General features: G+C 59.6%; 28 protein-coding genes and 2 pseudogenes. 13 read left to right on the top strand and 17 right to left on the bottom strand.

From position 1 onward, the window contains the following. The 13 genes and pseudogenes from ACW8PS_RS05515 to rpmC form a co-directional block, all read right to left on the bottom strand. Positions 1 to 86: pseudogene (locus tag ACW8PS_RS05515) on the bottom strand (50S ribosomal protein L15); the annotation flags it as partial. 188 nt (positions 87 to 274) lie between these two features. After that, a complete protein-coding gene (locus tag ACW8PS_RS05510) occupies positions 275 to 817 on the bottom strand; it encodes a hypothetical protein (protein ID WP_491526310.1) in 543 nt (180 codons plus the stop codon). A gap of 193 nt (positions 818 to 1010) precedes the next feature. Then, positions 1011 to 1199, bottom strand: a complete 189-nt coding sequence (gene rpmD / locus ACW8PS_RS05505; RefSeq protein WP_491526309.1) for a 50S ribosomal protein L30 — start codon at positions 1197 to 1199, stop codon at positions 1011 to 1013. Between the two features lie 5 nt (positions 1200 to 1204). Then, positions 1205 to 1780 carry a 30S ribosomal protein S5 gene (gene rpsE, locus ACW8PS_RS05500; RefSeq protein ID WP_491526308.1) on the bottom strand — a complete coding sequence of 192 codons (576 nt, stop codon included), beginning with the start codon at positions 1778 to 1780 and terminating at the stop codon, positions 1205 to 1207. Between the two features lie 151 nt (positions 1781 to 1931). Continuing rightward, on the bottom strand, positions 1932 to 2291 hold the full coding sequence (rplR, locus tag ACW8PS_RS05495; RefSeq protein ID WP_491526307.1) for a 50S ribosomal protein L18: 360 nt from the start codon (positions 2289 to 2291) through the stop codon (positions 1932 to 1934). An 11-nt stretch (positions 2292 to 2302) separates the two neighbouring features. Then, entirely contained in the window at positions 2303 to 2836 is a 534-nt protein-coding gene (rplF, locus tag ACW8PS_RS05490; protein WP_491526306.1) for a 50S ribosomal protein L6, read from the bottom strand. Positions 2837 to 2848: 12 nt separating this feature from the next. Continuing rightward, positions 2849 to 3241 carry a 30S ribosomal protein S8 gene (gene rpsH, locus ACW8PS_RS05485; RefSeq protein ID WP_491526305.1) on the bottom strand — a complete coding sequence of 131 codons (393 nt, stop codon included), beginning with the start codon at positions 3239 to 3241 and terminating at the stop codon, positions 2849 to 2851. Positions 3242 to 3253: 12 nt separating this feature from the next. Further along, positions 3254 to 3559 carry a 30S ribosomal protein S14 gene (gene rpsN, locus ACW8PS_RS05480; protein ID WP_491526304.1) on the bottom strand — a complete coding sequence of 102 codons (306 nt, stop codon included), beginning with the start codon at positions 3557 to 3559 and terminating at the stop codon, positions 3254 to 3256. Positions 3560 to 3580: 21 nt separating this feature from the next. After that, a complete protein-coding gene (gene rplE, locus ACW8PS_RS05475; RefSeq protein WP_491526303.1) occupies positions 3581 to 4144 on the bottom strand; it encodes a 50S ribosomal protein L5 in 564 nt (187 codons plus the stop codon). Continuing rightward, positions 4137 to 4448 (bottom strand): 50S ribosomal protein L24, encoded by a 312-nt coding sequence (rplX, locus tag ACW8PS_RS05470; RefSeq protein WP_491526302.1) that lies wholly within the window; start codon positions 4446 to 4448, stop codon positions 4137 to 4139. The genes rplE and rplX overlap by 8 nt, the downstream gene beginning before the upstream one ends. 1 nt (position 4449) lies before the next feature. Continuing rightward, entirely contained in the window at positions 4450 to 4818 is a 369-nt protein-coding gene (gene rplN / locus ACW8PS_RS05465; protein WP_491526301.1) for a 50S ribosomal protein L14, read from the bottom strand. A 79-nt stretch (positions 4819 to 4897) separates the two neighbouring features. Then, the gene (gene rpsQ, locus ACW8PS_RS05460; protein WP_491526300.1) at positions 4898 to 5128 is read right to left on the bottom strand and encodes a 30S ribosomal protein S17; all 231 of its coding nucleotides are present in this window, start codon (positions 5126 to 5128) and stop codon (positions 4898 to 4900) included. 4 nt (positions 5129 to 5132) lie between these two features. After that, positions 5133 to 5342, bottom strand: coding sequence for a 50S ribosomal protein L29 (rpmC, locus tag ACW8PS_RS05455; protein WP_491526298.1), 210 nt, complete (start codon positions 5340 to 5342; stop codon positions 5133 to 5135). A 332-nt stretch (positions 5343 to 5674) separates the two neighbouring features. Between rpmC and ACW8PS_RS05450 the strand changes: the two genes are divergently transcribed. Both ACW8PS_RS05450 and ACW8PS_RS05445 read left to right on the top strand, forming a co-directional pair. Then, on the top strand, positions 5675 to 6628 hold the full coding sequence (locus tag ACW8PS_RS05450) for a nucleotidyltransferase family protein (protein ID WP_491526297.1): 954 nt from the start codon (positions 5675 to 5677) through the stop codon (positions 6626 to 6628). Between the two features lie 67 nt (positions 6629 to 6695). Continuing rightward, complete coding sequence (locus ACW8PS_RS05445; protein WP_491526296.1) at positions 6696 to 7316, top strand: 2OG-Fe(II) oxygenase family protein; 621 nt, start codon at positions 6696 to 6698, stop codon at positions 7314 to 7316. 115 nt (positions 7317 to 7431) lie between these two features. Here the strand turns inward: ACW8PS_RS05445 and ACW8PS_RS05440 are convergent, their stop codons facing one another. Continuing rightward, positions 7432 to 8130 (bottom strand): cyclic nucleotide-binding domain-containing protein, encoded by a 699-nt coding sequence (locus ACW8PS_RS05440; protein ID WP_491526295.1) that lies wholly within the window; start codon positions 8128 to 8130, stop codon positions 7432 to 7434. A gap of 400 nt (positions 8131 to 8530) precedes the next feature. Between ACW8PS_RS05440 and ACW8PS_RS05435 the strand changes: the two genes are divergently transcribed. From ACW8PS_RS05435 to ACW8PS_RS05385, 11 genes are all read left to right on the top strand, one after another. After that, entirely contained in the window at positions 8531 to 9916 is a 1386-nt protein-coding gene (locus ACW8PS_RS05435; protein ID WP_491526294.1) for an MFS transporter, read from the top strand. A 63-nt stretch (positions 9917 to 9979) separates the two neighbouring features. Then, the gene (locus ACW8PS_RS05430; RefSeq protein WP_491526293.1) at positions 9980 to 11587 is read left to right on the top strand and encodes an MFS transporter; all 1608 of its coding nucleotides are present in this window, start codon (positions 9980 to 9982) and stop codon (positions 11585 to 11587) included. Between the two features lie 67 nt (positions 11588 to 11654). Further along, a complete protein-coding gene (locus ACW8PS_RS05425) occupies positions 11655 to 15383 on the top strand; it encodes a nitrate reductase subunit alpha (RefSeq protein WP_491526292.1) in 3729 nt (1242 codons plus the stop codon). After that, complete coding sequence (gene narH, locus ACW8PS_RS05420) at positions 15380 to 16903, top strand: nitrate reductase subunit beta (RefSeq protein ID WP_491526291.1); 1524 nt, start codon at positions 15380 to 15382, stop codon at positions 16901 to 16903. Before ACW8PS_RS05425 ends, narH begins: the two co-directional genes overlap by 4 nt. Next, complete coding sequence (narJ, locus tag ACW8PS_RS05415; RefSeq protein WP_491526290.1) at positions 16903 to 17622, top strand: nitrate reductase molybdenum cofactor assembly chaperone; 720 nt, start codon at positions 16903 to 16905, stop codon at positions 17620 to 17622. Before narH ends, narJ begins: the two co-directional genes overlap by 1 nt. An 11-nt stretch (positions 17623 to 17633) precedes the next feature. Beyond that, entirely contained in the window at positions 17634 to 18329 is a 696-nt protein-coding gene (gene narI, locus ACW8PS_RS05410; RefSeq protein ID WP_491526289.1) for a respiratory nitrate reductase subunit gamma, read from the top strand. Positions 18330 to 18335: 6 nt separating this feature from the next. Further along, on the top strand, positions 18336 to 19151 hold the full coding sequence (locus ACW8PS_RS05405) for a peptidylprolyl isomerase (protein WP_491526288.1): 816 nt from the start codon (positions 18336 to 18338) through the stop codon (positions 19149 to 19151). Then, positions 19148 to 19711: a hemerythrin domain-containing protein gene (locus ACW8PS_RS05400; protein ID WP_491526286.1), complete on the top strand. Its 564-nt coding sequence runs from the start codon at positions 19148 to 19150 to the stop codon at positions 19709 to 19711. The genes ACW8PS_RS05405 and ACW8PS_RS05400 overlap by 4 nt, the downstream gene beginning before the upstream one ends. Next, the gene (locus tag ACW8PS_RS05395; RefSeq protein ID WP_491526285.1) at positions 19711 to 20328 is read left to right on the top strand and encodes a carbonic anhydrase; all 618 of its coding nucleotides are present in this window, start codon (positions 19711 to 19713) and stop codon (positions 20326 to 20328) included. Before ACW8PS_RS05400 ends, ACW8PS_RS05395 begins: the two co-directional genes overlap by 1 nt. Next, a complete protein-coding gene (locus ACW8PS_RS05390) occupies positions 20325 to 21593 on the top strand; it encodes a molybdopterin molybdotransferase MoeA (RefSeq protein ID WP_491526284.1) in 1269 nt (422 codons plus the stop codon). The genes ACW8PS_RS05395 and ACW8PS_RS05390 overlap by 4 nt, the downstream gene beginning before the upstream one ends. Before the next feature lie 14 nt (positions 21594 to 21607). Further along, positions 21608 to 22129 (top strand): DUF2478 domain-containing protein, encoded by a 522-nt coding sequence (locus ACW8PS_RS05385; RefSeq protein WP_491526283.1) that lies wholly within the window; start codon positions 21608 to 21610, stop codon positions 22127 to 22129. Between the two features lie 165 nt (positions 22130 to 22294). Here the strand turns inward: ACW8PS_RS05385 and ACW8PS_RS05380 are convergent, their stop codons facing one another. The 3 genes and pseudogenes from ACW8PS_RS05380 to ACW8PS_RS05370 all read right to left on the bottom strand — a co-directional run. Further along, positions 22295 to 22462 (bottom strand): hypothetical protein, encoded by a 168-nt coding sequence (locus tag ACW8PS_RS05380; protein ID WP_491526282.1) that lies wholly within the window; start codon positions 22460 to 22462, stop codon positions 22295 to 22297. Next, positions 22461 to 22739: pseudogene (locus ACW8PS_RS05375) on the bottom strand (transposase); the annotation flags it as partial. The gene ACW8PS_RS05380 and the pseudogene ACW8PS_RS05375, both read right to left, overlap by 2 nt. Before the next feature lie 49 nt (positions 22740 to 22788). Continuing rightward, the coding region (locus ACW8PS_RS05370; RefSeq protein WP_491526311.1) for an integrase core domain-containing protein at positions 22789 to 22901 on the bottom strand (113 nt) is incomplete at its 5' end.

The following is a 22901-nucleotide window of genomic DNA, read 5'->3' as shown; positions in this document are numbered from 1 at the left end:
TTACCCTTGCCCGAGCCGGGACCACGGCCAACGCGCTTTTTGGTCTTGGTCGCGCCAGGATTGTCGCGCAGTTCATGCAGTTTCATTATCGCTTCTCCTTGCCGGAACTGACCCCCGAAGCGATCTGGGGCCAAACACGGCTTGATTTGATGATTCTTGCGGCCGCAGGCGACCACTGGGCGCGTATAGGGCTTAGACACGTCGCAATCAAGAGAAGATAGCGCGCGCCAAGACATGGAGCGCTGGACGCCTCAGGTGCCACAGAGCGATTGGGTTAAAGAAGGCCGATTCCTGTTAGCACCCATCGGCTGGTTGATCCGTCCAGCGATTCTCCTCGTCCTTTGAAACCCTGTAGTTTACCGAACGGGCGGAAACCGGCCAGATCGTACACTTCTTCATTAAAAGTATGTCCGTATTCTAGCGCGCTCACTGTGGCACTCCGTTTTGTTTCATCATTTACCCTCTTCCCATGAAGAATTTTATCGCGGACTTTTTCTGCATCCGTTGCAAGCGCTTGGATTTTCTCCGGAAATTTCTTCCCCATGACGGACTTGTACAAATCACGAAACCTGGACCGCGTCATGTGGAGCTTGTCGATTGCCGTACGCGCCAGTTTGGTATCAACGCGATGTAGTTTCACTACTCCGCAATAGATCGTCATGTTTTGAGCAAGCTCAATCTTCGAAAACAAGTAGCCGATCGATACGTCCCATGGATAATCTTCGGCAAGCTTGGGGAAATGTTCAAAGTAGTCTCGAAATGGCCCAGGATAGGATCCGAAGTCCTTCAATATCTTTTTCGTTCTCGGAACTGCCATCTATTCATCCTCCAAATTTTCGCCCATTCACTATCATTCGCCCACGAAAACACGATTTTCGCAAGCGTAGCCCTAAACACCCGGACCCAAGAAAAAGAAAAACACCCCGGCCATCACTGACCGGGGCTCCGCCCGTAAACGCCGCAAACGCTCCACCGGAGCGTTTGCCGGGCCAAAGGGCCCGGACAGGCGTTTACCCCTTTTCTTCGATGATCTCGACCATATGCGAGATCTTGGCGACCATGCCGCGCACGGCGGGGGTATCCTCAAGCTCACGGGTCTTGTGCATCTTGTTCAGGCCCAGACCAATCAGCGTCTGGCGCTGCTTTTCGGGGCGGCGGATCGGCGAGCCGATCTGCTTGACAACGATTGTTTTTGCCATGTCTCTCAGGTCTCCTCTGCCACAGCGTCAGGTGCCGGTGCGTCTTCCTTCTTCAGGATATCCGCAACCTTCTTGCCACGACGCGACGCGACCATGCGGGGGCTGCTTTCCTGGCGCAAACCGTCCAGCGTGGCGCGGATCATGTTATAGGGGTTCTGCGATCCGGTCGATTTGGCAACCACATCCTTGACGCCCAGCATCTCGAACACGGCGCGCATCGGACCACCGGCGATGATCCCGGTGCCCTCGGGCGCGGTGCGCATCGTCACCTTGCCAGCGCCGTGATGGCCCTTGACGTCATGGTGCAGCGTGCGGCCTTCGCGCAGCGGCACCCGGATCAGTTGGCGCTTGGCCTGCTCGGTCGCCTTGCGGATCGCCTCGGGCACTTCCTTGGCCTTGCCCTTGCCAAAGCCCACACGGCCACGCTGGTCGCCGACAACCACCAGGGCCGCAAAGCCAAAGCGCTTGCCGCCCTTGACGGTTTTCGAGACCCGGTTGATCGCAACCAGACGGTCGGCGAATTCGGGGTTTTCATCGCGGTCATTGCGGCGGCCACCCCGGCGGTCGTTACGTTCTGCCATTTTTGGCATTCCCTTCTAATCAAGGCGCAGTCTCGGCGCCGCTCAATTCCAATCGCAGTGGGCCAAACGGGGCCCCCCGATCATCGAGGCGGCGCATCAAGACGCCGCCCTCATGTTTTGCCGCAGGGCGGGGTTCAACCCGCCGCTACCATCAGAACTTCAGACCACCTTCGCGCGCGGCCTCGGCCAGAGCCTTCACCTTGCCGTGAAACAGGAAACCGCCACGATCGAAGTAGCATTCCTCAAAGCCCTTGGCTTTGGCCCGCTCGGCAATCGCCGCGCCGACCTTGGCCGCTGCCTCGACATTGTTCTGACCGACCAGGCCCAGATCTTTCTCCATGGTGGAGGCCGATGCGAGCGTGACGCCGTTCAGATCGTCGATCAGCTGGACGCTGATATTCTTGTTCGAACGATGCACCGAAAGGCGCGGACGCCCGTTTGCGGTGCGCCGCAATTTGTTCCGAACGCGCAGGCGGCGTTTCTGGAACAGGTCTTTTTTGCTGTTTGCCATTTTTTGCGCCCTTACTTCTTCTTGCCTTCTTTGCGGAAGACGAACTCACCCTTGTAGCGGATGCCTTTGCCCTTATAGGGCTCGGGCTTGCGCCACGCGCGGATATTCGCCGCCACCTGACCAACCAGTTGCTGGTCGATACCTTCGACGGTGATCTCGGTCGGCTTCGGGGCGGTCACGGTGACCCCCTCGGGCACGTCATAGATCACATCATGGCTGAGACCGAGCGCCAGTTTCAGGGAATTGCCCTGCATCTGTGCGCGATAACCGACGCCCTGGATCTCCAGCTCTTTCTTGAAGCCGTCGGTCACCCCGGTCACCAGATTGGCGACCTGGGTGCGAGACATGCCCCATTGCTGACGGGCGCGTTTTGATTTCCCACGCGGGGTCACCATCACGGCATTGTCTTCCACGGTAAGCGTCACATCGTCGGTTGCGGTGAAGCTGCGGGTGCCCTTCGGGCCCTTCACTTCGACGGTCTGGCCGGAGACCGAGGCACTGACGCCTGCGGGCAGCTCAACCGGTTTTTTCCCAATACGAGACATTTCCGGACCTCCCTAGAATACGGTGCAGAGCACTTCGCCGCCAACATTGGCGCCGCGTGCAGCTGCATCCGACATCACGCCCTTGGACGTGGAGACGATGGAAACACCCAGGCCCTGACGGACCTGCGGAATGTCACCCACGCTCATGTATACGCGCCGCCCAGGCTTGGACACGCGCTTGACTTCGCGGATCACCGGGGTGCCTTCGTAATATTTCAGGCTGATGTCAAAGGCCGGGTGGCCGTTGACATCGGTCGACGGCTCGTAGCCGCGGATATAGCCCTCGTCCGCCAAGACATCCAGAACCCAACCGCGCAGTTTGGACGCGGGGGTGGACACGATGGATTTGCCGCGCATCTGACCATTTCGGATGCGGGTCAGCATATCACCGATAGGATCGTTCATGATAACTCCTCCTTACCAGCTAGACTTGACCATGCCGGGGATCTGACCGTCCGAGGCCAGGTCCCGCAGCTTGATACGCGACATTTTCAGCTTGCGGTAATACGCCTTGGGGCGACCGGTCAGCTGGCAACGGTTATGCAGCCGGGTGGCCGAGCTGTTGCGGGGCAGTTTTGCCAGCTTCAGGCGCGCCTTGAAACGCTCTTCCATCGGCAGGTCTCGATCGCTCGCGATTTCCTTCAGCGCGGCCCGCTTGGTGGCATATTGCGCCACCAGCTTCGCGCGCTTCAACTCGCGTTCGATCATTGCTTTCTTAGCCATGTCTTTCGTCCTCTCCGCGGATCAGCTGTTGAAGGGCATGTTGAATTCCTTCAACAGCGCCTTTGCTTCCGCGTCGGTATTCGCGGTGGTGGTGATCACAATATCCATGCCCCAGTTCTCATCGACCTTGTCGAAGTCGATCTCGGGAAACACGATATGCTCCTTCATGCCCATGGCATAGTTGCCACGGCCGTCAAAGCTCTTGCCCGAAACGCCGCGAAAGTCGCGGACGCGGGGCAATGCGACTGTGATCAGACGATCCAGGAATTCATACATCCGGTCGCCGCGCAGGGTTACCTTGGCACCAAGCGGCATTTCTTCCCGAACGCGGAAGCCCGCGATGGATTTCTTTGCCTTGGTGGTCAGGGCTTTCTGGCCGGCAATCAGCGTCAGGTCTTGCTGGGCGGATTTGGCTTTCTTGCTGTCACGAACGGCCGCGGCCCCGCAGCCGATATTCAGGACAACCTTGTCCAGGCGCGGGATCATCATGTCGTTGGCATAGCCGAACTGCTCTTTCATGACCGCGCGGATGCGGTCCTTGTAATCGGCCTTCAGGCGCGGCGTGTAATTTGCGGTATCAAGCATCAATCACATCCCCCGTGGTTTTCGCGAAACGCACTTTCTTGTCGCCTTCCATGCGGAAACCCACGCGCGTTGCTTTGCCATTGCCATCCAGCAGCGCCAGATTGCTCAGCGCAATCGGCATCGCCTTGGGCAGACGGCCGCCCTGATCGCTTTGCGACTGTTTGGTGTGACGGATGGCCATGTTGATGCCATCGACCACGGCCTTGCCGGATTTGGGATCGACCGAGGAAATGGTGCCCTCTTTGCCCTTGTCCTTGCCGGCCAGCACGACGACCTTGTCGCCGGATTTCAGTTTCGCAGCCATGTCACAGCACCTCCGGGGCGAGCGAGATGATCTTCATGAAGTTCTTGGCGCGCAATTCACGAACCACCGGCCCGAAGATCCGGGTGCCGATAGGTTCGTTGGCATTGTTCAGGATAACGGCCGCGTTGGTGTCGAACTTGATGGCAGTGCCATCTTCACGGCGAACTTGCTTTGCGGTGCGCACGACAACGGCCTTGCGGACGTCCCCCTTCTTCACGCGGCCGCGTGGGATGGCTTCCTTCACCGAGACGACGATAACGTCACCAACAGAGGCGTATCTACGCTTGGAACCACCCAGGACCTTGATGCACTGAACACGGCGAGCGCCGCTATTGTCAGCAACATCCAGATTGGTCTGCATCTGGATCATATGGTTTCTCCCGACCTGTGGGGGGGCTCAGATAGGCCCTGCTTCCCCGCGGTTTCGATTAAACCGGGTGTGAACGCCTTCAGGAGGCGATCACCTCCCAGCGTTTCGTTTTCGACATGGGGGCACATTCCTGGATACGGACCGTATCCCCCACCTTGAAAGCGTTCTTCTCATCATGCGCCCGGTATTTCTTGGACTTACGAATGGTCTTCTGCATCACCGGGTGCTTGAAACGGCGTTCAACCGATACGGTGACGGTCTGTTCATTGGCGTCGCTGGTCACGGTGCCTGTCAGGATGCGTTTGGGCATGGGCTCAGGCCTCCGATTGCGCAGCTTCGGCTGCTTTTTGGTTCAGGATCGTTTTGACACGGGCGGCATCGCGGCGGACGCTGCGCATGCGGGCGGTATTTTCCAACTGGCTGGTGGCCTGCTGGAAGCGGAGGTTGAAGGCCTCCTTTTTCAGATTGGCAAGCTCTTCCCGGAGCTGGTCCGGTGTCTTGTCACGCAGTTCATGGGCGTTCATGCGCCTTTTCCTTTTCGACAATCACCAGAAGGCGCCTCATTCGTGAGGGTGACCTCTGATCTGGTGGTTATATGACAAACGACGAATCCCCGGGGCGAACCCGGGGACACATGCGATGCCGCTCTATAGGGGAGGTGAGGGATGGGGGCAAGGGGGAAGTTGGAGGTCTATCTGCTTGATGCCCACCCCTTGTATCACAAACTTGATGTTTGCCATACATACCGCCATGTATGGCAAACATCAAGTTTGTGATACATAACATGATCAACCGACACAGTGGTATTGGGCAAGCGGCCTATAGCGACCTCCTTCGTATCCTGAAGGATGACGCAATGTCGAATATTGTCGGGACACCAAGACTCGAAAAACGGGGAAACCGCTCATACTGGTATGCCGATCGGCGCATTGGGCAAGAAAAGCGAAAAACCTACCTCGGGGAAGACAGCCCCGAAATTCGTGAACAGATTGGGCGACAGGCCGATATTGCCGAGCAATCGAAGAAACGGCGTAAGGAACGCGGGCGTTTGGTTCGGGTGCTGCGGGCCGAAGGATATGCTGGCACAGGCGATCACACCGGACCGCTCCTTGCGGCAATGTCCAAAGTCGGGGTATTCCGTCTGGGGGGAACTCTTGTCGGAACAAACGCCTATCGCCTCTACGAGGGCGAGCTTGGAATTCGATTTCCCGCCGATGAATTAGCTCTCACCGGCGATGTCGATGTCGCGCAATTCGAAAAATTGTCCTTTGCCCTGCAAGACCGGGTGGAACCGTCATTACAAAAGGCATTTGCACAGCTCGATTTCCAGGAATTGCCGGGCTTGGAACCAGGCAGAAATTGGCACTGGCGGCAAGGAAGCGGGACCACGACAATAGAATTTCTTACAGCCTCTTTTGCGGAAGATGAGGGTTTTCGCGAACTCCCCGCGCTAGGCGTTTCCGCGCGCGCATTGCACCACCTCGATTATCTTCTGATTGAACCGATACAGGCCGCGGTGATCTATAGGTCAGGAATTCTCGTGCAGATCCCACGTCCAGAACGCTTTGCGATCCACAAACTGATTGTTGCGGATCGCCGCCGGGGTGGTGACAGTTCCGACAAGTCCCGGAAAGACCGAGCTCAAGCCGCATTCCTGATTTCACATCTTGCCGAAGACCGCCCCGACGATTTATCTGAAGCGTATGAAGAAGCGCTTGGGCGCGGTGCCAAATGGCGCAAGAGGATTGAGGCGTCACTTAGGCTGCTTCCGGAAACCCGTTCGAAAATTGAGGCTCTGGATACCCGATGATCTGATCGCAGGGGCTGATCGTCAACCCCCCTCGCCCTTCGCCGCAGCCTGCGCTATCACCCCGATCATGACCCAGATCTCCTCACTCTTCGTGACCCGCCTCTACCACGCCGCTCTGTCCGAGCTTGGCAAACCCATCGACATGGAGGAACTTGCAGCCTCCTGCTGGTCCATCGCCGAGGATGACGAGGCCGGGCAGAGCTGGTGCGCGGAAAACGGCTATCCCGGCTATACCTCCTACGCCTCACTGACCGACCTGCCCTGGCGGTTCCCGGTATTCAAATCCCTGAAAAAGACGCTCAACAAACATGTCGCGGCGTTTGCGGAGGATCTCGAATTCGACCTCGACGGGCGCAAGCTCAAGCTGGAGGATCTCTGGATCAACATCCTGCCCGAGGGCGGCACCCATTCCTCGCATATCCACCCGCATTCGGTGATCTCGGGCACCACTTATGTTGCCATGCCCAAAGGTGCCAGCGCCCTGAAACTGGAAGACCCGCGTTCGGCCCGGATGATGGCCGCCCCCGCCCGCAAAAAAGACGCGCGCGAAGAAATGCGGACCTTCATCTACGTGGCACCGGAGGTCGGCGATGTGCTGCTCTGGGAAAGCTGGCTGAGGCATGAAGTGCCGATGAACATGGCGCAAGAGGATCGGATTTCGGTGAGTTTCAACTACGGGTGGGGGTAAGGGCGGTAGTGGGCAGTTCTGCCCACCCGACCTGTTCCATCCCGGATGATCACCTTGACCCGCCCCATGAACCGCCCCTGGGCATCTGTTGCGAGCCCGACCGGATCAACCGGCTTCAGCTCCGATAATCATCGATCAGAACGCTTGGCTTGGCGAATTGTTCCAAATCTTCCTGATCCCTGATCAAGACCTTGTTGCCCGTCACCTCGACCCCATAGGGCTTCAGGCTCTTGATCGCGCGGCTCATGTTTTCCGGTGTCATGCCTAGCGCCGAGGCCAGGCGGCGTTTTTCGGTATGCAGAATGAACTCAGGCCCGCCGCCTTCGCGCTTTTGCTGGCGCAGCAGGTAGTTGGCCAGCCGTTCCACCGACGTGCGCAGCTTCAGATCTTTGGTGTTCTTGACGACGGAACGGTAGCATTGCGCCAGTTCTGCCACGATCGCGCGCGCAAAACCGGAATCGACATCGAACACCTCCCGCACATCCGAGGATGGCAACAAAACGATGCGGCTTTTTTCCAATGTGCGGGCCGACATCAGGTAAGGCGCGTCCCTGATCGTGGCCGCAAGGATGAACGAGGAGACCGGCCAGACCGTTGCCATCGTCGTTTCGCGCCCGTTCCAACCCGAAAACAGCTCGACCGAACCACTGATGACGATATGCAGAAAATCGCTCGGGTCGCCTTCCGAGATCAGTTCAATCATCGGTGGGAAATTCTGCACATATGACCCCCGCATCAACTGTTCGTAATGCATGTCTTCCATGCCCGCGAACACGTCGAGCGTCCGGATGTGCCCATGTTCCGACTCAAGCATGGCGTGATCAACCCCTTTCCACTGCGGTTGATATTTATCAAGCGAGATCTCGGGCATTGTCAATCCCGCGGGCACCCATCCCCGGGCAGGGGCTTGCAGATGCCATGCGCCGATCATGACATCCTTGCCCGCAGCCATTATTTCTTGGCGTTTTCCGTATTTCTTGACCTAGATCAACTTTTTTCTCGAACAGGTGCCGCAACGCTTTCCCCAGAAAAAAACAACGCAGAGAACAATCTGCCCGGGACCCCGAGGAAAAACGATGGAACTGGAATGCAAAGCTACAGGTCACTGGCGCAAAATCGCCAGCGCGAAGCTGGCCCAGATCCGGATCGACGCTTCTTGCGGCTTCCCTCCACATTACCAGCCTGTTGGCTTCTATCTCTAGGAAGGACAGAGAATGCACAATATCGAGGGCGTTTCGTCCGGAGATCAGTATCGTGCTCTAGGGTTGAGCACCCTTGCGTTTACGGTCTGCTTCGCGGTTTGGACAATTTTTTCTATTATCGGCGTTCAGATCAAACAGGATCTCGGCTTGTCCGAAACCCAGTTCGGACTGCTGGTCGCAACCCCGGTTCTCACCGGCTCGTTGAGCCGGATATTTCTGGGGGTCTGGACCGACCAGTATGGTGGGCGGATCATGTTGCCGCTGCAGATGCTGATCACTGCGGTATCGGTCTGGCTGCTGGCGTCGGTCCAAACCTACGCCATTTTCCTGGTCATCGCGCTTGGGCTCGGCCTGGCCGGTGGCTCTTTCATCATCGGTATTGCCTATGTTTCGCGCTGGTTCGAGGCTGAACGCCAGGGCACAGCGCTGGGAATTTTCGGGGCCGGCAACGTCGGTGCCGCCGTCACCAACTTCGGGGCACCGTTCCTGCTGTTGGCCGTCGGCTGGGAAGACACCGCCCGCATCTACGCGGTGGTTCTCGTCATCATGGCGGTTATTTTCTTCATCTTCGCCAAAGAAGATCCGGTTCGGGCGGAACAGAAGAGGACCGGGGCCAAACCGGTTTCTGCCGCCAAGCAGCTTGAGCCACTCAAAGACATCCAGGTCTGGCGCTTTGCCACCTATTACTTTTTCGTCTTTGGTGCCTTTGTGGCCTTCGCATCCTTCCTGCCGCGCTACTATGTCGGCGCTTACGAAGTATCCCTGGCCGCGGCCGGTGTATTCGCCGGGCTCTATTCGCTGCCCGGCTCGGTCTTCCGTGCGCTCGGCGGCTGGATGTCCGATGTCTGGGGCGCGCGTTTCGTGATGTATCTCACCTTCATCGTGTCGCTCGTCGTTCTTTTCATCATGAGCTATCCGGAAACGACCTATATCGTGGAAGGTATCCCGGCTGCCGACGGCACCCCCAATCTGATCGAGTTCAGCTTCGGAATTCCGCTCTACTTCTTTGTGTTCCTGACCGTGATCCTGGGGTTTGTGATGAGCCTCGGCAAGGCGGCCGTCTACAAGCACATCCCGGTCTATTTCCCGCATAATGTGGGGGCTGTCGGCGGCCTGGTCGGGATGATCGGCGGGCTTGGTGGCTTCGTGTTGCCAATCTCCTTCGGGATCCTGCTGGACGTGTTTCAGGTCTGGTCGGTTGTCTTCATGCTGATGTTTGTCATCGTTGCCGTCAGCACGATCTGGATGCATGTCGCAATCCGCAAAATGGAGCGCGCACGTCATCCGGGCCTCAGAGATGAGAGATACCTCTCGGATGTGCCCGAGGCACCTTTGCCGAAACCCACCGAGGATGCCGCCGAAGCACCCTCAGCGAAAGGCACGCAATCCGCACGATAACAACACAATGACGGTGGGCCGCGCGAGGCGGTCCACCCCACCCTCATTCTCGAGGAGAGAAAAATGGGACAAGACCTAAGAAACTATACGCCGGACGATGAAGCCTACTGGGCCTCTACCGGCAAGAGAATTGCGAACCGCAATCTCTGGATTTCCATTCCATCGCTCCTGTGCGGCTTCGCAGTATGGCTTTACTGGGGGATCATCACCGTTCAGATGATCAACCTGGGCTTCGATTTCGAACGCTCCGAGCTGTTTACCCTGGCTGCGATCGCAGGCCTTACCGGTGCCACGCTGCGTATTCCGTCGACCTTCTTTATTCGCATTGCGGGCGGGCGAAACACCATCGTCTTTACCACCGCGCTCCTGATTATCCCGGCCTCGCTGGCAGGTTTCGCGCTGCAGGATCCGAACACGCCGCTCTGGTGGTTCCAGGTCCTGGCCTTCCTCTCGGGGATCGGTGGCGGTAACTTCTCGTCCTCGATGTCGAACATCTCGTTCTTCTTTCCGAAGAAAATCCAGGGCTACGCCCTTGGCATGAACGCTGGCTTGGGCAATTTCGGCGTCACCACGATGCAGATCGTGATCCCGCTGGTGATGACCTTCGGCCTGTTCGGTGGCGAATCGAGGATCCTGGAAAACACGTCCGGCACGTTCTTTGCCCGCATCCCGGCCGGGGCCGAGACCTATATTCAGAACGCCGGTTTCATCTGGCTGGTGGCTCTGGTCCCGCTGGTGGTCATTGGCTGGATAGGTATGAACAACATCCGTGACGAACATGTCAGCCCCGATATTCCGTCGCCACTGGGCGCGTTCGGCATCATCTCCTTCATGCTGCTCATCGGGTTCGCCACTGCGGCCTTCGGTCTGTGGCTGATGCTGCCTGCAAGCGTGGGCGGCTCCGGCTTTGATGTTTCCAAGTGGATCGTGCTGCCCGTCGTCATCGCGCTGACGGTCTTCCTGCTGAAACTGATCCCCGGGCAGGTCGGTCAGAATCTGACCCGCCAATACAAGATCTTCGGCAACAAGCACACCTGGGCGATGACGGTCATCTACATTATGACCTTTGGCTCGTTCATCGGCTATTCGGCTGCGCTGCCGCTGACCATCAAGGTGGTGTTCGGCTTTCAGCACATCATGGTTGACGGGGTATTGACCCATGACGTGGCCAACCCGGACGGTCCGTCGGCCCTGATGTTTGCCTGGATGGGGCCCTTCATCGGCGCGCTGATCCGTCCGATTGGCGGCATGATGGCCGACAAGCTTGGCGGGGCCCGCGTGACGCAATGGATCTCGATCGTCATGGTCATCTCGGCGCTCGGTGTGGCCTACTTTATCCAGGCTGCCTATGCCTCGGAAACTCCGCAGGACTTCTTTGTGCCCTTCCTGGTGCTCTTCCTGATCCTGTTCGCGGCCACCGGTATCGGTAACGGATCCACGTTCCGGACCATCGCTGTTGCCTTCAACAAGGAACAGGCTGGCCCGGTGCTTGGCTGGACGGCTGCGGTGGCCGCTTACGGTGCCTTCATCATTCCCAAAGTGTTCGGGGAACAGATGGGCGCCGGCACCCCGGAATACGCGCTTTATGGCTTCGCGGCCTTCTATGGGGTCTGCATCGTCATCAACTGGTGGTTCTACCTGCGCCCCGGCGCATACATCAAGAACCCCTGAATTCACTCTCAGCCTGCCCGGAATCATTTTCGGGCAGGCATCGACAACCCCTTAGGGAGCAAGAAACATGAGCCACCTGCTCGACAGATTGAATTTCCTCCAGTCAAAGACACTGGAAAAGTTCTCGAATGGACATGGGCAAGTGACCCGTGAGAACCGCGATTGGGAAGACACCTATCGCAACCGCTGGCGGCACGACAAGGTCGTGCGCTCGACCCATGGGGTGAACTGCACCGGGTCGTGCAGCTGGAAGATCTACGTCAAATCCGGCATCGTGACCTGGGAAACGCAACAGACGGATTATCCGCGCACCCGCCCCGACCTGCCCAACCATGAACCGCGCGGGTGTGCCCGCGGGGCCAGCTATTCCTGGTATCTCTATTCCGCCAACCGGGTGAAGAACCCGCTGATCCGCGGCAAACTGATGCGGGTCTGGCGCAAGATGCGCGAAACCATGACCCCGGTTGAAGCCTGGACCGCGATCCAGAACGATCCGATCATTCGCGCCTCCTATGTCGAGACCCGCGGCAAGGGCGGTTTCGTGCGCGCCAGCTGGGATGAGGCGACCGATATGATCGCCGCCGCCAACGCCTATACCGCGAAAACCTATGGCCCCGACCGGATCTTCGGCTTCTCGCCGATCCCGGCCATGTCGATGGTCAGCTACGCCGCCGGGTCGCGCTACCTGTCGCTGATGGGCGGCGTGTGCATGTCGTTCTATGACTGGTATTGCGATCTGCCGCCGGCCTCGCCGATGACATGGGGCGAACAGACCGACGTGCCCGAAAGCGCCGACTGGTATAATTCCGGCTATCTTTTGCTGTGGGGCTCGAATGTGCCGCAGACCCGCACGCCGGACGCGCATTTCTATACCGAGGTGCGTTACAAGGGCACCAAATCCGCCGTCATCTGCCCCGATTATTCCGAGGCCGCCAAATTTGGCGATGTCTGGCTGAACGCCAAGCAGGGCACCGATGCCGCGCTGGGAATGGCCTTTGGCCATGTCATCCTGCGCGAGTTCCACCTGGACCGTCAGGCCGAGTATTTCGAGGAATACACCCGCAAATATTCCGATTTCCCGATGCTGGTGAGGATCGATGAAAAGGACGGCCGCTTTGTGCCGGGCCGGTTCCTGCGGGCCGATGATCTGGATGGCAAACTGGGCGAAGACAACAACCCGGAATGGAAAACCGTCGCGCTGGACGAGACAACGAACAGCCTGGTCGCGCCCAATGGCTCTGTCGGATACCGATGGGGCGAGGATGGCGAATGGAACCTGGAGGAACGCGCCGGCAAGGCCGATACGCATCTGAAGATGAGCCTGGTTCTGGACGAAGATCACGATGCCGTCCTGGGCGTGGATTTTCCCTATTTCGGCGGCGAAGCGACCGAAGCATTTGCCACCGATGCCAGCCATCCCGATGTGCTGACGCGGAACATCCCGGTGAAAACAGTCCAGACCGCCGAAGGTGAGATCAAGGTTGCCACGGTCTTTGACCTTTTCTGCGCCAATTACGGCCTGGATCGCGGGCTTGGTGGCGATTGGGTCACTGATGATTACGCCGACGAGATGCCGGGCACGCCGGCCTGGGCTTCGAAAATCACCGGTGTTCCGGCCGATAAGATCATCCATGTCGCCCGTGAATTCGCGCAAAACGCCGAGACGACCAAAGGCAAGTCCATGGTCATCATCGGGGCCGCGATGAACCACTGGTATCACATGGACATGAACTATCGCGGCGTCATCAACATGTTGGTGATGTGCGGCTGTGTCGGGCAATCGGGCGGTGGCTGGGCGCATTACGTGGGCCAGGAAAAGCTGCGCCCGCAAACCGGCTGGCAGCCGCTGGCCTTCGCGCTGGACTGGAACCGCCCGCCGCGGCACATGAACTCCACCTCGGCCTGGTATGCCCATACCGACCAGTGGCGTTATGAGACCCTGGAGGCCAAGGAAATCCTCAGCCCGACTGCCCCCGATGGCGATTGGGACATCAGCCTGATCGACTATAATATTCGCGCCGAACGCATGGGCTGGCTGCCCTCGGCCCCGCAGCTGAAAACCAACCCGCTGGAGGTCGCCAAAGCGGCCAAGGCGGCGGGCAAGGAGATCCCGGCCTATGTGGCCGAGCAGCTGAAATCCGGCGAACTGGAAATGTCCTGCGAGGACCCCGATGATCCGGCGAACTGGCCGCGCAATCTCTTTGTCTGGCGCTCCAACCTGCTCGGATCTTCCGGCAAGGGGCACGAATATTTCCTCAAGCACCTGCTTGGCACCGATCACGGCGTCATGGGCAAGGATCTGGGCCAAGACGGCGCGCAATTGCCGAAAGAGGCGAAATGGCACCCCGACGCGCCACGCGGCAAGCTGGACCTGCTGGTGACCATCGACTTCCGCATGTCCACCACCTGTGTCTATTCCGACATCGTTCTGCCAACCGCCAGCTGGTATGAAAAGGACGACATGAACACGTCGGATATGCACCCGTTCATCCACCCGCTTCAGGCAGCGGTTGATCCGGCCTATGAAAGCAAATCCGACTGGGAGATCTTCAAGGCGATCGCCAAGAAGGTGCAGCAGGTCGCGCCGGAAATTCTGGGCGTCGAGACCGACATCGTGGCCCTGCCCATCCTGCACGACACCCCGGCCGAGATTGCGCAGGATCAGGTGAAGGACTGGAAGAAGGGCGAATGTGATCTGATCCCCGGCAAGACGGCACCGAACTATATCGCCGTGGAGCGCGATTACACCAAGATCTATGACCGCTTCACCGCGCTTGGGCCGCTGATGGACAAGCTTGGCAATGGCGGCAAGGGCATCGCCTGGAACACCCAGACCGAGATCGACAATCTGGGCGCGCTGAACGGCGTGCAGCTGGATGGCTCGGCCGCTGGTCGGCCCAGGATCGACACGGCGATTGATGCCTGCGAGGTCATCTTGATGCTGGCCCCGGAAACCAACGGCGAAGTGGCGGTGAAAGCATGGCACGCGCTGGAAAAGGCCACCGGGCGCAAACATGCCCATCTGGCTGAAGGCGAACATCACAACAAGATCCGCTTTCACGACATTGCGGCGCAGCCCCGCAAGATCATCTCCAGCCCGATATGGTCGGGGATCGAGTCCGAGAAAGTCAGCTATAACGCCGGCTATACCAACGTGCATGAACTGATCCCGTGGCGCACGTTGACAGGGCGCCAGCAGCTTTATCAGGATCACCTGTGGATGCGTGCCTTTGGCGAAGGGTTGATGAGCTACCGGCCTCCGGTTGATCTCAAGACCATCACCAAGGACGTGCAGGATGCGGGCGACACTTTGGTGCTGAACTTCATCACGCCGCACCAGAAATGGGGCATCCATTCCACCTATTCCGACAACCTGCTGATGCTGACGCTGAACCGCGGCGGCCCGGTGGTCTGGCTTAGTGAAAATGACGCCAAATCGGTGGGCATCGTCGATAATGACTGGATCGAGGCCTATAACGTGAACGGCGCGTTGACGGCGCGGGCTGTGGTCAGCCAGCGCATCAAGGATGGCACCGTGTTCATGTATCACGCGCAGGAAAAGATCGTGAACACGCCCGGATCCGAGAAAACCGGGCATCGCGGCGGCATCCACAATTCGGTAACCCGGACCACGTTGAAACCCACCCATATGATCGGCGGCTATGCCCAGCAATCCTATGGCTTCAACTACTATGGCACGGTCGGATCAAACCGGGACGAATTCGTTGTGGTCCGCAAGATGCGCAAGATCGACTGGCTCGACAATGAAGAACCCCAAACGGAGGCAGCCCAATGAAAGTTCGCGCACAAATCGGCATGGTGCTGAACCTCGACAAATGCATCGGGTGCCATACATGCTCTGTCACCTGCAAGAACGTCTGGACCAGCCGCGACGGTGTCGAATACGCCTGGTTCAACAATGTCGAGACAAAACCCGGCACCGGCTATCCCACCGACTGGGAAAACCAGGCGCGCTGGAATGGTGGCTGGGAACGGACAAAACGCGGCAAGCTGCAGCCCAAGCAGGGCAACAAGTGGCGCATCCTGTCCAATATCTTCGGCAATCCCGACCTGCCCGAGATCGACGATTATTATGAGCCGTTCGATTTCGACTATGACCACCTGAAATCCGCGCCTGAATCCAAGGCGTTCCCCACCGCACGACCCCGTTCCATAATCACCGGGGAACGGATGCAGAAGATCGAAAAGGGCCCCAACTGGGAAGAAATCCTGGGTGGTGAGTTCGAGAAACGTTCCGAGGATTACAATTTCGAAGGCATCCAGAAGCAGATCTATGGTGAATATGAAAACACCTTCATGATGTATCTGCCGCGTCTGTGCGAACATTGTCTGAACCCGACCTGCGTGGCTTCCTGCCCGTCAGGCGCGATCTACAAGCGCGAGGAAGACGGCATTGTCCTGATCGATCAGGAAAAATGCCGCGGCTGGCGGATGTGTGTCTCGGGCTGCCCCTATAAAAAGGTCTATTACAACTGGTCCACCGGCAAATCCGAGAAATGCACCCTGTGCTATCCGCGTATCGAAAGCGGCAACCCCACGGTCTGCTCGGAAACCTGCGTCGGGCGCATCCGGTATCTGGGTGTCATGCTCTATGACGCCGACAAGATCGCAGAGGCGGCCAATGCACATGACACCACCGACCTTTATGATGCGCAACTGGGCGTGTTTCTGGACCCCAACGACCCCGAAGTGATCAAGGCCGCCGCGCGCGATGGCGTGCCGCAGGACTGGATCAAATCGGCGCAGGCCAGCCCGATCTGGAAAATGGCGATGGAGTGGAAAGTCGCCTTTCCGCTGCATCCGGAATACCGGACCTTGCCGATGGTGTGGTATATCCCGCCGCTTTCCCCGATCCAGAATGCCGCCGAAGCCGGAGCAATCAGCTCCAATAACGGCATGCCCGATGTGCGCGACCTGCGTATCCCGCTGAAATACCTGGCCAACATGCTGACAGCAGGCGACGAGGAACCGGTGGCACACGCGCTGGAACGAATGCTGGCAATGCGCGCCTATATGCGGTCGAAAACCGTGGAAGGCGTGATTGACGAAGGCATCGCCGAAAAGGTCGGCCTGAGCGGTCGGATCATCGAGGACATGTACAAGATCATGGCCCTTGCCGATTACGAGGACCGCTTTGTCATCCCCACCACGCATCGCGAACAGGTCGAGGAAGCCTATGACCTGAAGGGCGGCTGCGGGTTCACCGATAGCAATGGCTGTTCAACCGGCATCTCTGGCGGTTCGCTGTTTGGCGGGTCCAAGAAACCCCTGAAAATGCCGACGGAGGCGATGTGATGACCCTGCATTTGCAAGACCGCACACTGAAGGCACTGTCGCTGCTCCTGAGCTACCCGACGCGGGAACTTCAGGAGGCGATGCCGGAAATCGGCGGCGTGCTGGCCTCTGAAACCCGGCTGACGGCGGCGGCGCGCAGGGATCTGCGCCCGCTGGTCGATGCCCTGACCAGCGCCGACATCTACGACCTGCAGGAACAGTTCGTGATGCTGTTCGATCGCTCGCGCACCCTGTCGCTCAACCTGTTTGAGCATGTCCACGGTGAAAGCCGCGACCGCGGCGGCGCGATGGTCAGCCTTGTCGAAACCTACCGCGCGGCGGGGTTCGATCCCGCCACATCCGAACTGCCAGATCACCTGCCGGTGCTTCTGGAGTTCCTGGCCACGCAACCCTTCGTCGAGGCCAGGGATACTTTGGCGGACGCGGCCCATATCTTCGAGGCGCTCGTAACCCGGCTGGACCGGCGCGAGAGCCATTATGGTGCCGTGTTCGCCGCTCTTTTGCAGCTTTCGGGCGCAAAGGTGGACGAAAGCGCGGTGGCCGAGCTGCTGGAGCAGCCCGATGACGACCCCACCGATCTGGAGGCCCTCGATGAGGTTTGGGAGGAAAGCGAAGTCGTCTTCGGCCCCGACCCCAATGCAGGCTGTCCGCAGGTTCGCGACATGCTTGCGAAAATGGATGAACCCGTCACGCGCCGTCCCGGCGTTGCTGCCGAATAACGGAGGCTCGGATGAACAACTTCTTCTTTGGGATCTACCCCTATATCGCGCTGTCGGTGATGCTGATCGGCACCATCGCACGCTATGAACGCGACCCCTTTACCTGGAAATCCTCGTCAAGCCAGTTGCTGCGCCGCAAGCAACTGATCCTGGGATCGGTTCTGTTCCATATCGGCATTCTGGTGATCTTCCTTGGCCATCTGATCGGCCTACTGACCCCGATCAGCCTGTTTCACGCGCTGGGCGTGAGCAACGAGTTCAAGCAGACGCTGGCGGTCATTGCCGGCGGTATCGCCGGGGTGATGGCGCTGATTGGCGGCGGCATGCTGTTTCACCGCCGCTGGACCGACCCGCGCATCCGCGCCACCTCCAGTTTTGCCGATATCGCCATTCTGGCGCTGCTGCTGGCGCAGCTGGTGCTGGGCCTGGGCACGATTTTCGTGTCGATACAGCATCTGGACGGTGGCGAGATGGTCAAGTTCATGGCCTGGGCGCTCGGCATCATCACCTTTGACGGGCAGGCGGCCAGTTACATCGCCGAGGTGGCGCTGATCTTCAAGCTGCATATCGTCCTGGGTCTGACCATCTTTCTGGTTTTCCCGTTCACCCGCCTCGTGCACATGCTTTCGGCACCCGTGCGCTACCTGTGGCGGCCCGGTTATCAGGTGGTGCGCACGCGTCGCGATGCGTCCGCCCGGTCGGAGTAACCTAATATGAACAGTGCTCTTTTTCCCGAACTTGTGGTCAACGGTGAAACCGTTCCTCACACGGTCATCGCGGCGGAAACACAAAACCAGCCCGCGCCTGCGGGCAAACCGGGGATTGCCTGGCGCAAGGCGGCCAACGCGGTGGCCATCCGCACCCTTTTGTTGCAGGAGGCACGCGCCAAGGGGCTTGGCACCAAACCCGCCAAAGTCGGGCCAGGGCGTTTTGAAACCGAGGAGGAGGCCCTGATCCGGGGCCTTCTCGACATCGCCATAGACGTGGAACAACCGTCCGAGGACGCGATCCGCGCCGAATGGATGAAAGACCCGTCGAGATTTCGGTCTCCCCCCCTGTGGGAGGTTTCGCATATCCTGAGCGCCTGCGACCCGCGCGAAAAGGCCCGTGAAAAGGCCCTGGACCGTGCAACCGGATTGGCGGCAATCGCCCTGAAAACACCCAAAGGCTTCGCTGCATTGGCCGCCCAGCACAGCGATTGCGGTTCGAAATCGGCGGGCGGCACATTGGGCCAGCTTGGCCCCGGCGATACCGTGCCCGAGTTTGAGGCCGCGATCAGTGTCATGGCCGAGGGTGAGATCACAAAGACGCCGGTGCTGACGCGGCATGGCTATCATGTCATCCGGCTCGATGCGCTTGCCCCGGGTCAGGTTCTGCCCTTTGCCACCGTCAAGCCGCGCATTGCCGAGGCGATGGAAAAAGCCGCCTGGGCCCGCGCCGCGAAAGGCTTTGTCGCCGGGTTGGTTGCCAACTCGAAGATCACCGGTGCCGACCTCAAATCACCGGAGCTGCGGGCCGGGGTGTCATGACACGCAAGGGCGCAGGGCATCAGCGCGGTTCCACACTGGGCCCGACCGATCCGCGCCTTCTTGGCAATCCGTTGGATTTCATCGCCGAGGATCACCTGCGCGAACGTCAGGTCTGCGCTGAAATGGATCAGCTGGCGGGCACCCGGCCGCCGGATCTGGACCTGCTGGCCGATATCCTGAATTTTCTGACCGAGGAACTGCCAATGCATCTGGCCGATGAGGAACAGGACCTGTTTCCGATGATGATCCTGCGCTGCGACCCGGAAGACGAGATTGACCGCATCATTGCCCGGCTTCAGGCCGATCACGTGCATGCCAAGGCCGACACCGGTGATTTGACGCAGGCCCTGCGTGCCGCGCATGACGCGCGGGCCCCGATCAGCGCCAGCGCGATCGAAAAATTGTCCGATTTCGCAGGCAAGGCGCGGCACCATCTGATCCTTGAAAACGCCATTGTCCTGCCAATCGCCCGCAAACGCCTGAAACCGAGCGATCTGGATAGGATGCGCGCCAACATGATGGCCCGGCGCGGGCTGGACAGGATATTCGGGGGCATCTGATGCTGAACGACCTTTTACAACGCAATATTGAATGGTCGGCGGGGCGTCATGCCGATGAACCGGATTACTTCACGCGCCTCGCCACCCAACAAAGCCCGGAGTTCTTCTGGATCGGCTGTTCCGACAGCAGGGTGCCCGCCAATGTGGTCGCCGGCCTCGACCCGGGTGAGGTTTTTGTCCATCGCAATGTGGCAAATGTCATCCATTCCGCGGATATGAATTTTCTCAGCGCATTGGAATTCGCCGTCGATGCCCTGAATATCCGCGAAATCATCGTCTGTGGCCATTATGGCTGTGGCGGCGTCAAGGCCGCGACCGAAGACATGCCCCATGGTCTGGCGGATCACTGGCTGGAACCGATCCGCCGTCTGGCGCGTGCCTATGCGATTGATCTGGTGCAGCTGGTCGATAACGAGGCGCGGCGTGACAAACTGGCAGAGCTCAACGTCATCGAAGGCGTGCGCCGGGTCTCGGAAACGCCGATCATGCGGACCGCGTGGAAGCGCGGGGCCGATGTGAAAATTCACGGGCTGATCTACGGGCTGAAGGATGGGCTGCTGCGCAATCTTGAATGCAGCGTGGCCCGCGCCCATGGTGTGCAGGAGCGGACAGAATGACAGTTTTCGCACGATTGGACGACCCCGGCTGCGGCTGTGACACGGCCCGGGGGCTGGCCAGCATCGACCAGGCGCTGGAAAGGCTGCGTGCCCTGCCGCGCCGGGGCGGCAGGGTCGAAGAGGTCGCCCTTGCAGACGCCCCTGGCCGGGTGCTGGCACGGCCCGTGACGGCGCGGGCCAATGTGCCACCCTTTACCAGTTCAGCCATGGATGGCTACGCGCTGTGCAGCCGCGACCTTATCGGCCAGGGGCCGTGGGATCTGCCGGTCACGGCCCGAATTGCCGCAGGCGATTTCGGCACCGAACCGCTGGAACCGGGAACCGCCGCCCGGATTTTCACCGGCGGCGCGCTGCCGGCCGGGGCCGATGCCGTGATCATGCAGGAAGCCGTGACGGCCCGGCCCGGTTCCATCACGCTTGATGCCCGGCCTCGGCCCGGTCAGCATCTGCGCCAGATCGGCGATGACATGGGCGCAAGTGACGTGATCCTGCCCATGGGCCGCCGTCTGGGGGCCCGTGACATCGCGGCCTGTGCCGCATCGGGGCGCGCCAGCGTTTTTGTCCAGCCCGTCCTGCGCGTGGCCCTGTTGATGACCGGGACCGAGATTATCCCCCAGGATCAGGACCTGTTGCCGGGCCAGATCTGGGACGTTAACGGCCCGATGCTGACCGCGCTCTTGCATCGCCCGGGTAGCCGGATCATCGCCACCGCGCGCGCCGAAGATGACCGTGATGCCCTGTATGCGCAGTTGCAGGACCTGGCGTCGCGCGCCGATCTGATCGTCACCAGCGGCGGCATTTCCGTGGGTGACACCGATCTTGTCAAACCAACCTTGTTGGCGCTTGGCGGCACCATCGATCTGTCGGGTGTAGCCATCAAACCCGGAAAACCCGTCTCATTCGGCAGGCTTGGCGGGGCCATCTGGCTCGGCCTGCCGGGCAACCCGGTCTCGGCCTATGTGACCTGGCAGGTTTTCGGCACCGCCCTGCTGGACCACCTGACCGGCCGCACATCCCCGCCCGCGCGCCGCCATGTCGTGCTGTCCGAGCCGCTGAACCACCATCCCGGCCGCTGTGAGCTGCGCCCCGCAACCCTGACCGGCCATGATGCAATGGGCCGCGAAATGGTGCGCTTTGATGCCCGAACCCATTCGGCCCGTGTCGGCACGCTCTGCCATGCCGATGGGCTGATATTGATCCCGGCCGAAACCGACCTGTTGCAATCCGGCGACCTGATAGAATTTCTGCCCTTCGAGACCGAATAGAAAGCGAGATCCCCATGCAAATTGCCTGCACAATGGCCCCCGGCCGCGGCGATGCCGATCTGATGCTCGAAGGCGTCGCGCGCCAATTGCTGGCGCGTGGCATCCGGGTGTGCGGCACCGTTCAGATCAACTCGGAACGGCCCGATTGCGGACCGTGCGACATGGACATCCGGGTGCTGCCCGCAGGCCCGACGCTGCGGATCTCGCAAAATCTGGGAATGGCATCGCGTGGCTGCCGCCTGGACCCCGCGGCGCTGGAAACCGCCGTGGCGCTGGTCGAGGCAAGCCTGCGCGACGGGGCCGATATTCTGGTGATCAACAAATTCGGCAAACACGAGGCCGAGGGCCGTGGTTTTCGTGCCGCAATCGCGGAAGCGGTCGCCAAGGACATCCCGGTTCTGGTCGGGTTGAACACGCAAAACGCCGCCGCGTTCCACGACTTCGTCGGCGAGTTGGCCACCGAGATCGCCCCCATCCCCGAAATGTTGCTGGCATGGGCAACAGACGCAACCACCGCATCGGCCAAAGCAGCGTGACAAAGCACGTCTCGAAATAGCTGAGACAGGGTGCATCGCTTGATGCGTTGAAATCTGTGATTTCAGGCAGCGTCAGATGAGTCAGGTTTTCCGAGACGTGCCATAGCGACAATAGCTGCCCTTCGCGAACAGATCCTGCGGGTCGCGGCCAGCCAGAAGCTGATCCTAAGGCAATCTCAAGCTTTTCCGGTCGGGCACTCGTGCCGCACGCAGGGCGTCGCAATTGATGCCTTTCGTTTTTAACACCTGCGCAACCAGCGCCCGCATTCCCTGAATTTCCACCAACATACGGTCTGGCGAAAGCTTGAAGTGGTCACGAATGACTTCAAGCATCCCGTTCCCGTATTGCACGGAGCGCTGCCACTCGCTGCTCGGTCGGTGTGGTTAGTTCTTTCCCAGCATATCCTTCAGCACAACGTTGTCCAACATGGCATCCGCCAGCAAGCGTTTCAGCTTGGCGTTCTTGTCCGTGACGGCGCGCAGCTTTGCCGCATCCGACACCTCCAGCCAGCCATATTTCGACTTGAACTTCAGAACCTGCCCTTGCTGAGGCCATGCTTCCGGCAACCTCGACTGTCGGCATCCCGTTCGGCGTGGCCCTCGAACCGATAGCGGGCTCACACCTCACCCTGTGATCCTGCCCCCGTTTCACCGGACACCTAAGCGGTTTCGGTTTGGGCCCTTCGGAACTCGCGGGGCGAGCGCCATTTGAGGGCCGAGTGCGGGTGGTTTTCGTTATAGTCTTCGATCCAGCCTCCGATCAACTTGAGAA

The organism is Alterinioella sp., from assembly GCF_058343375.1.
Note: the sequence above shows the minus strand (reverse complement) of the source record. Positions and strands in the feature narration are given on the sequence as shown.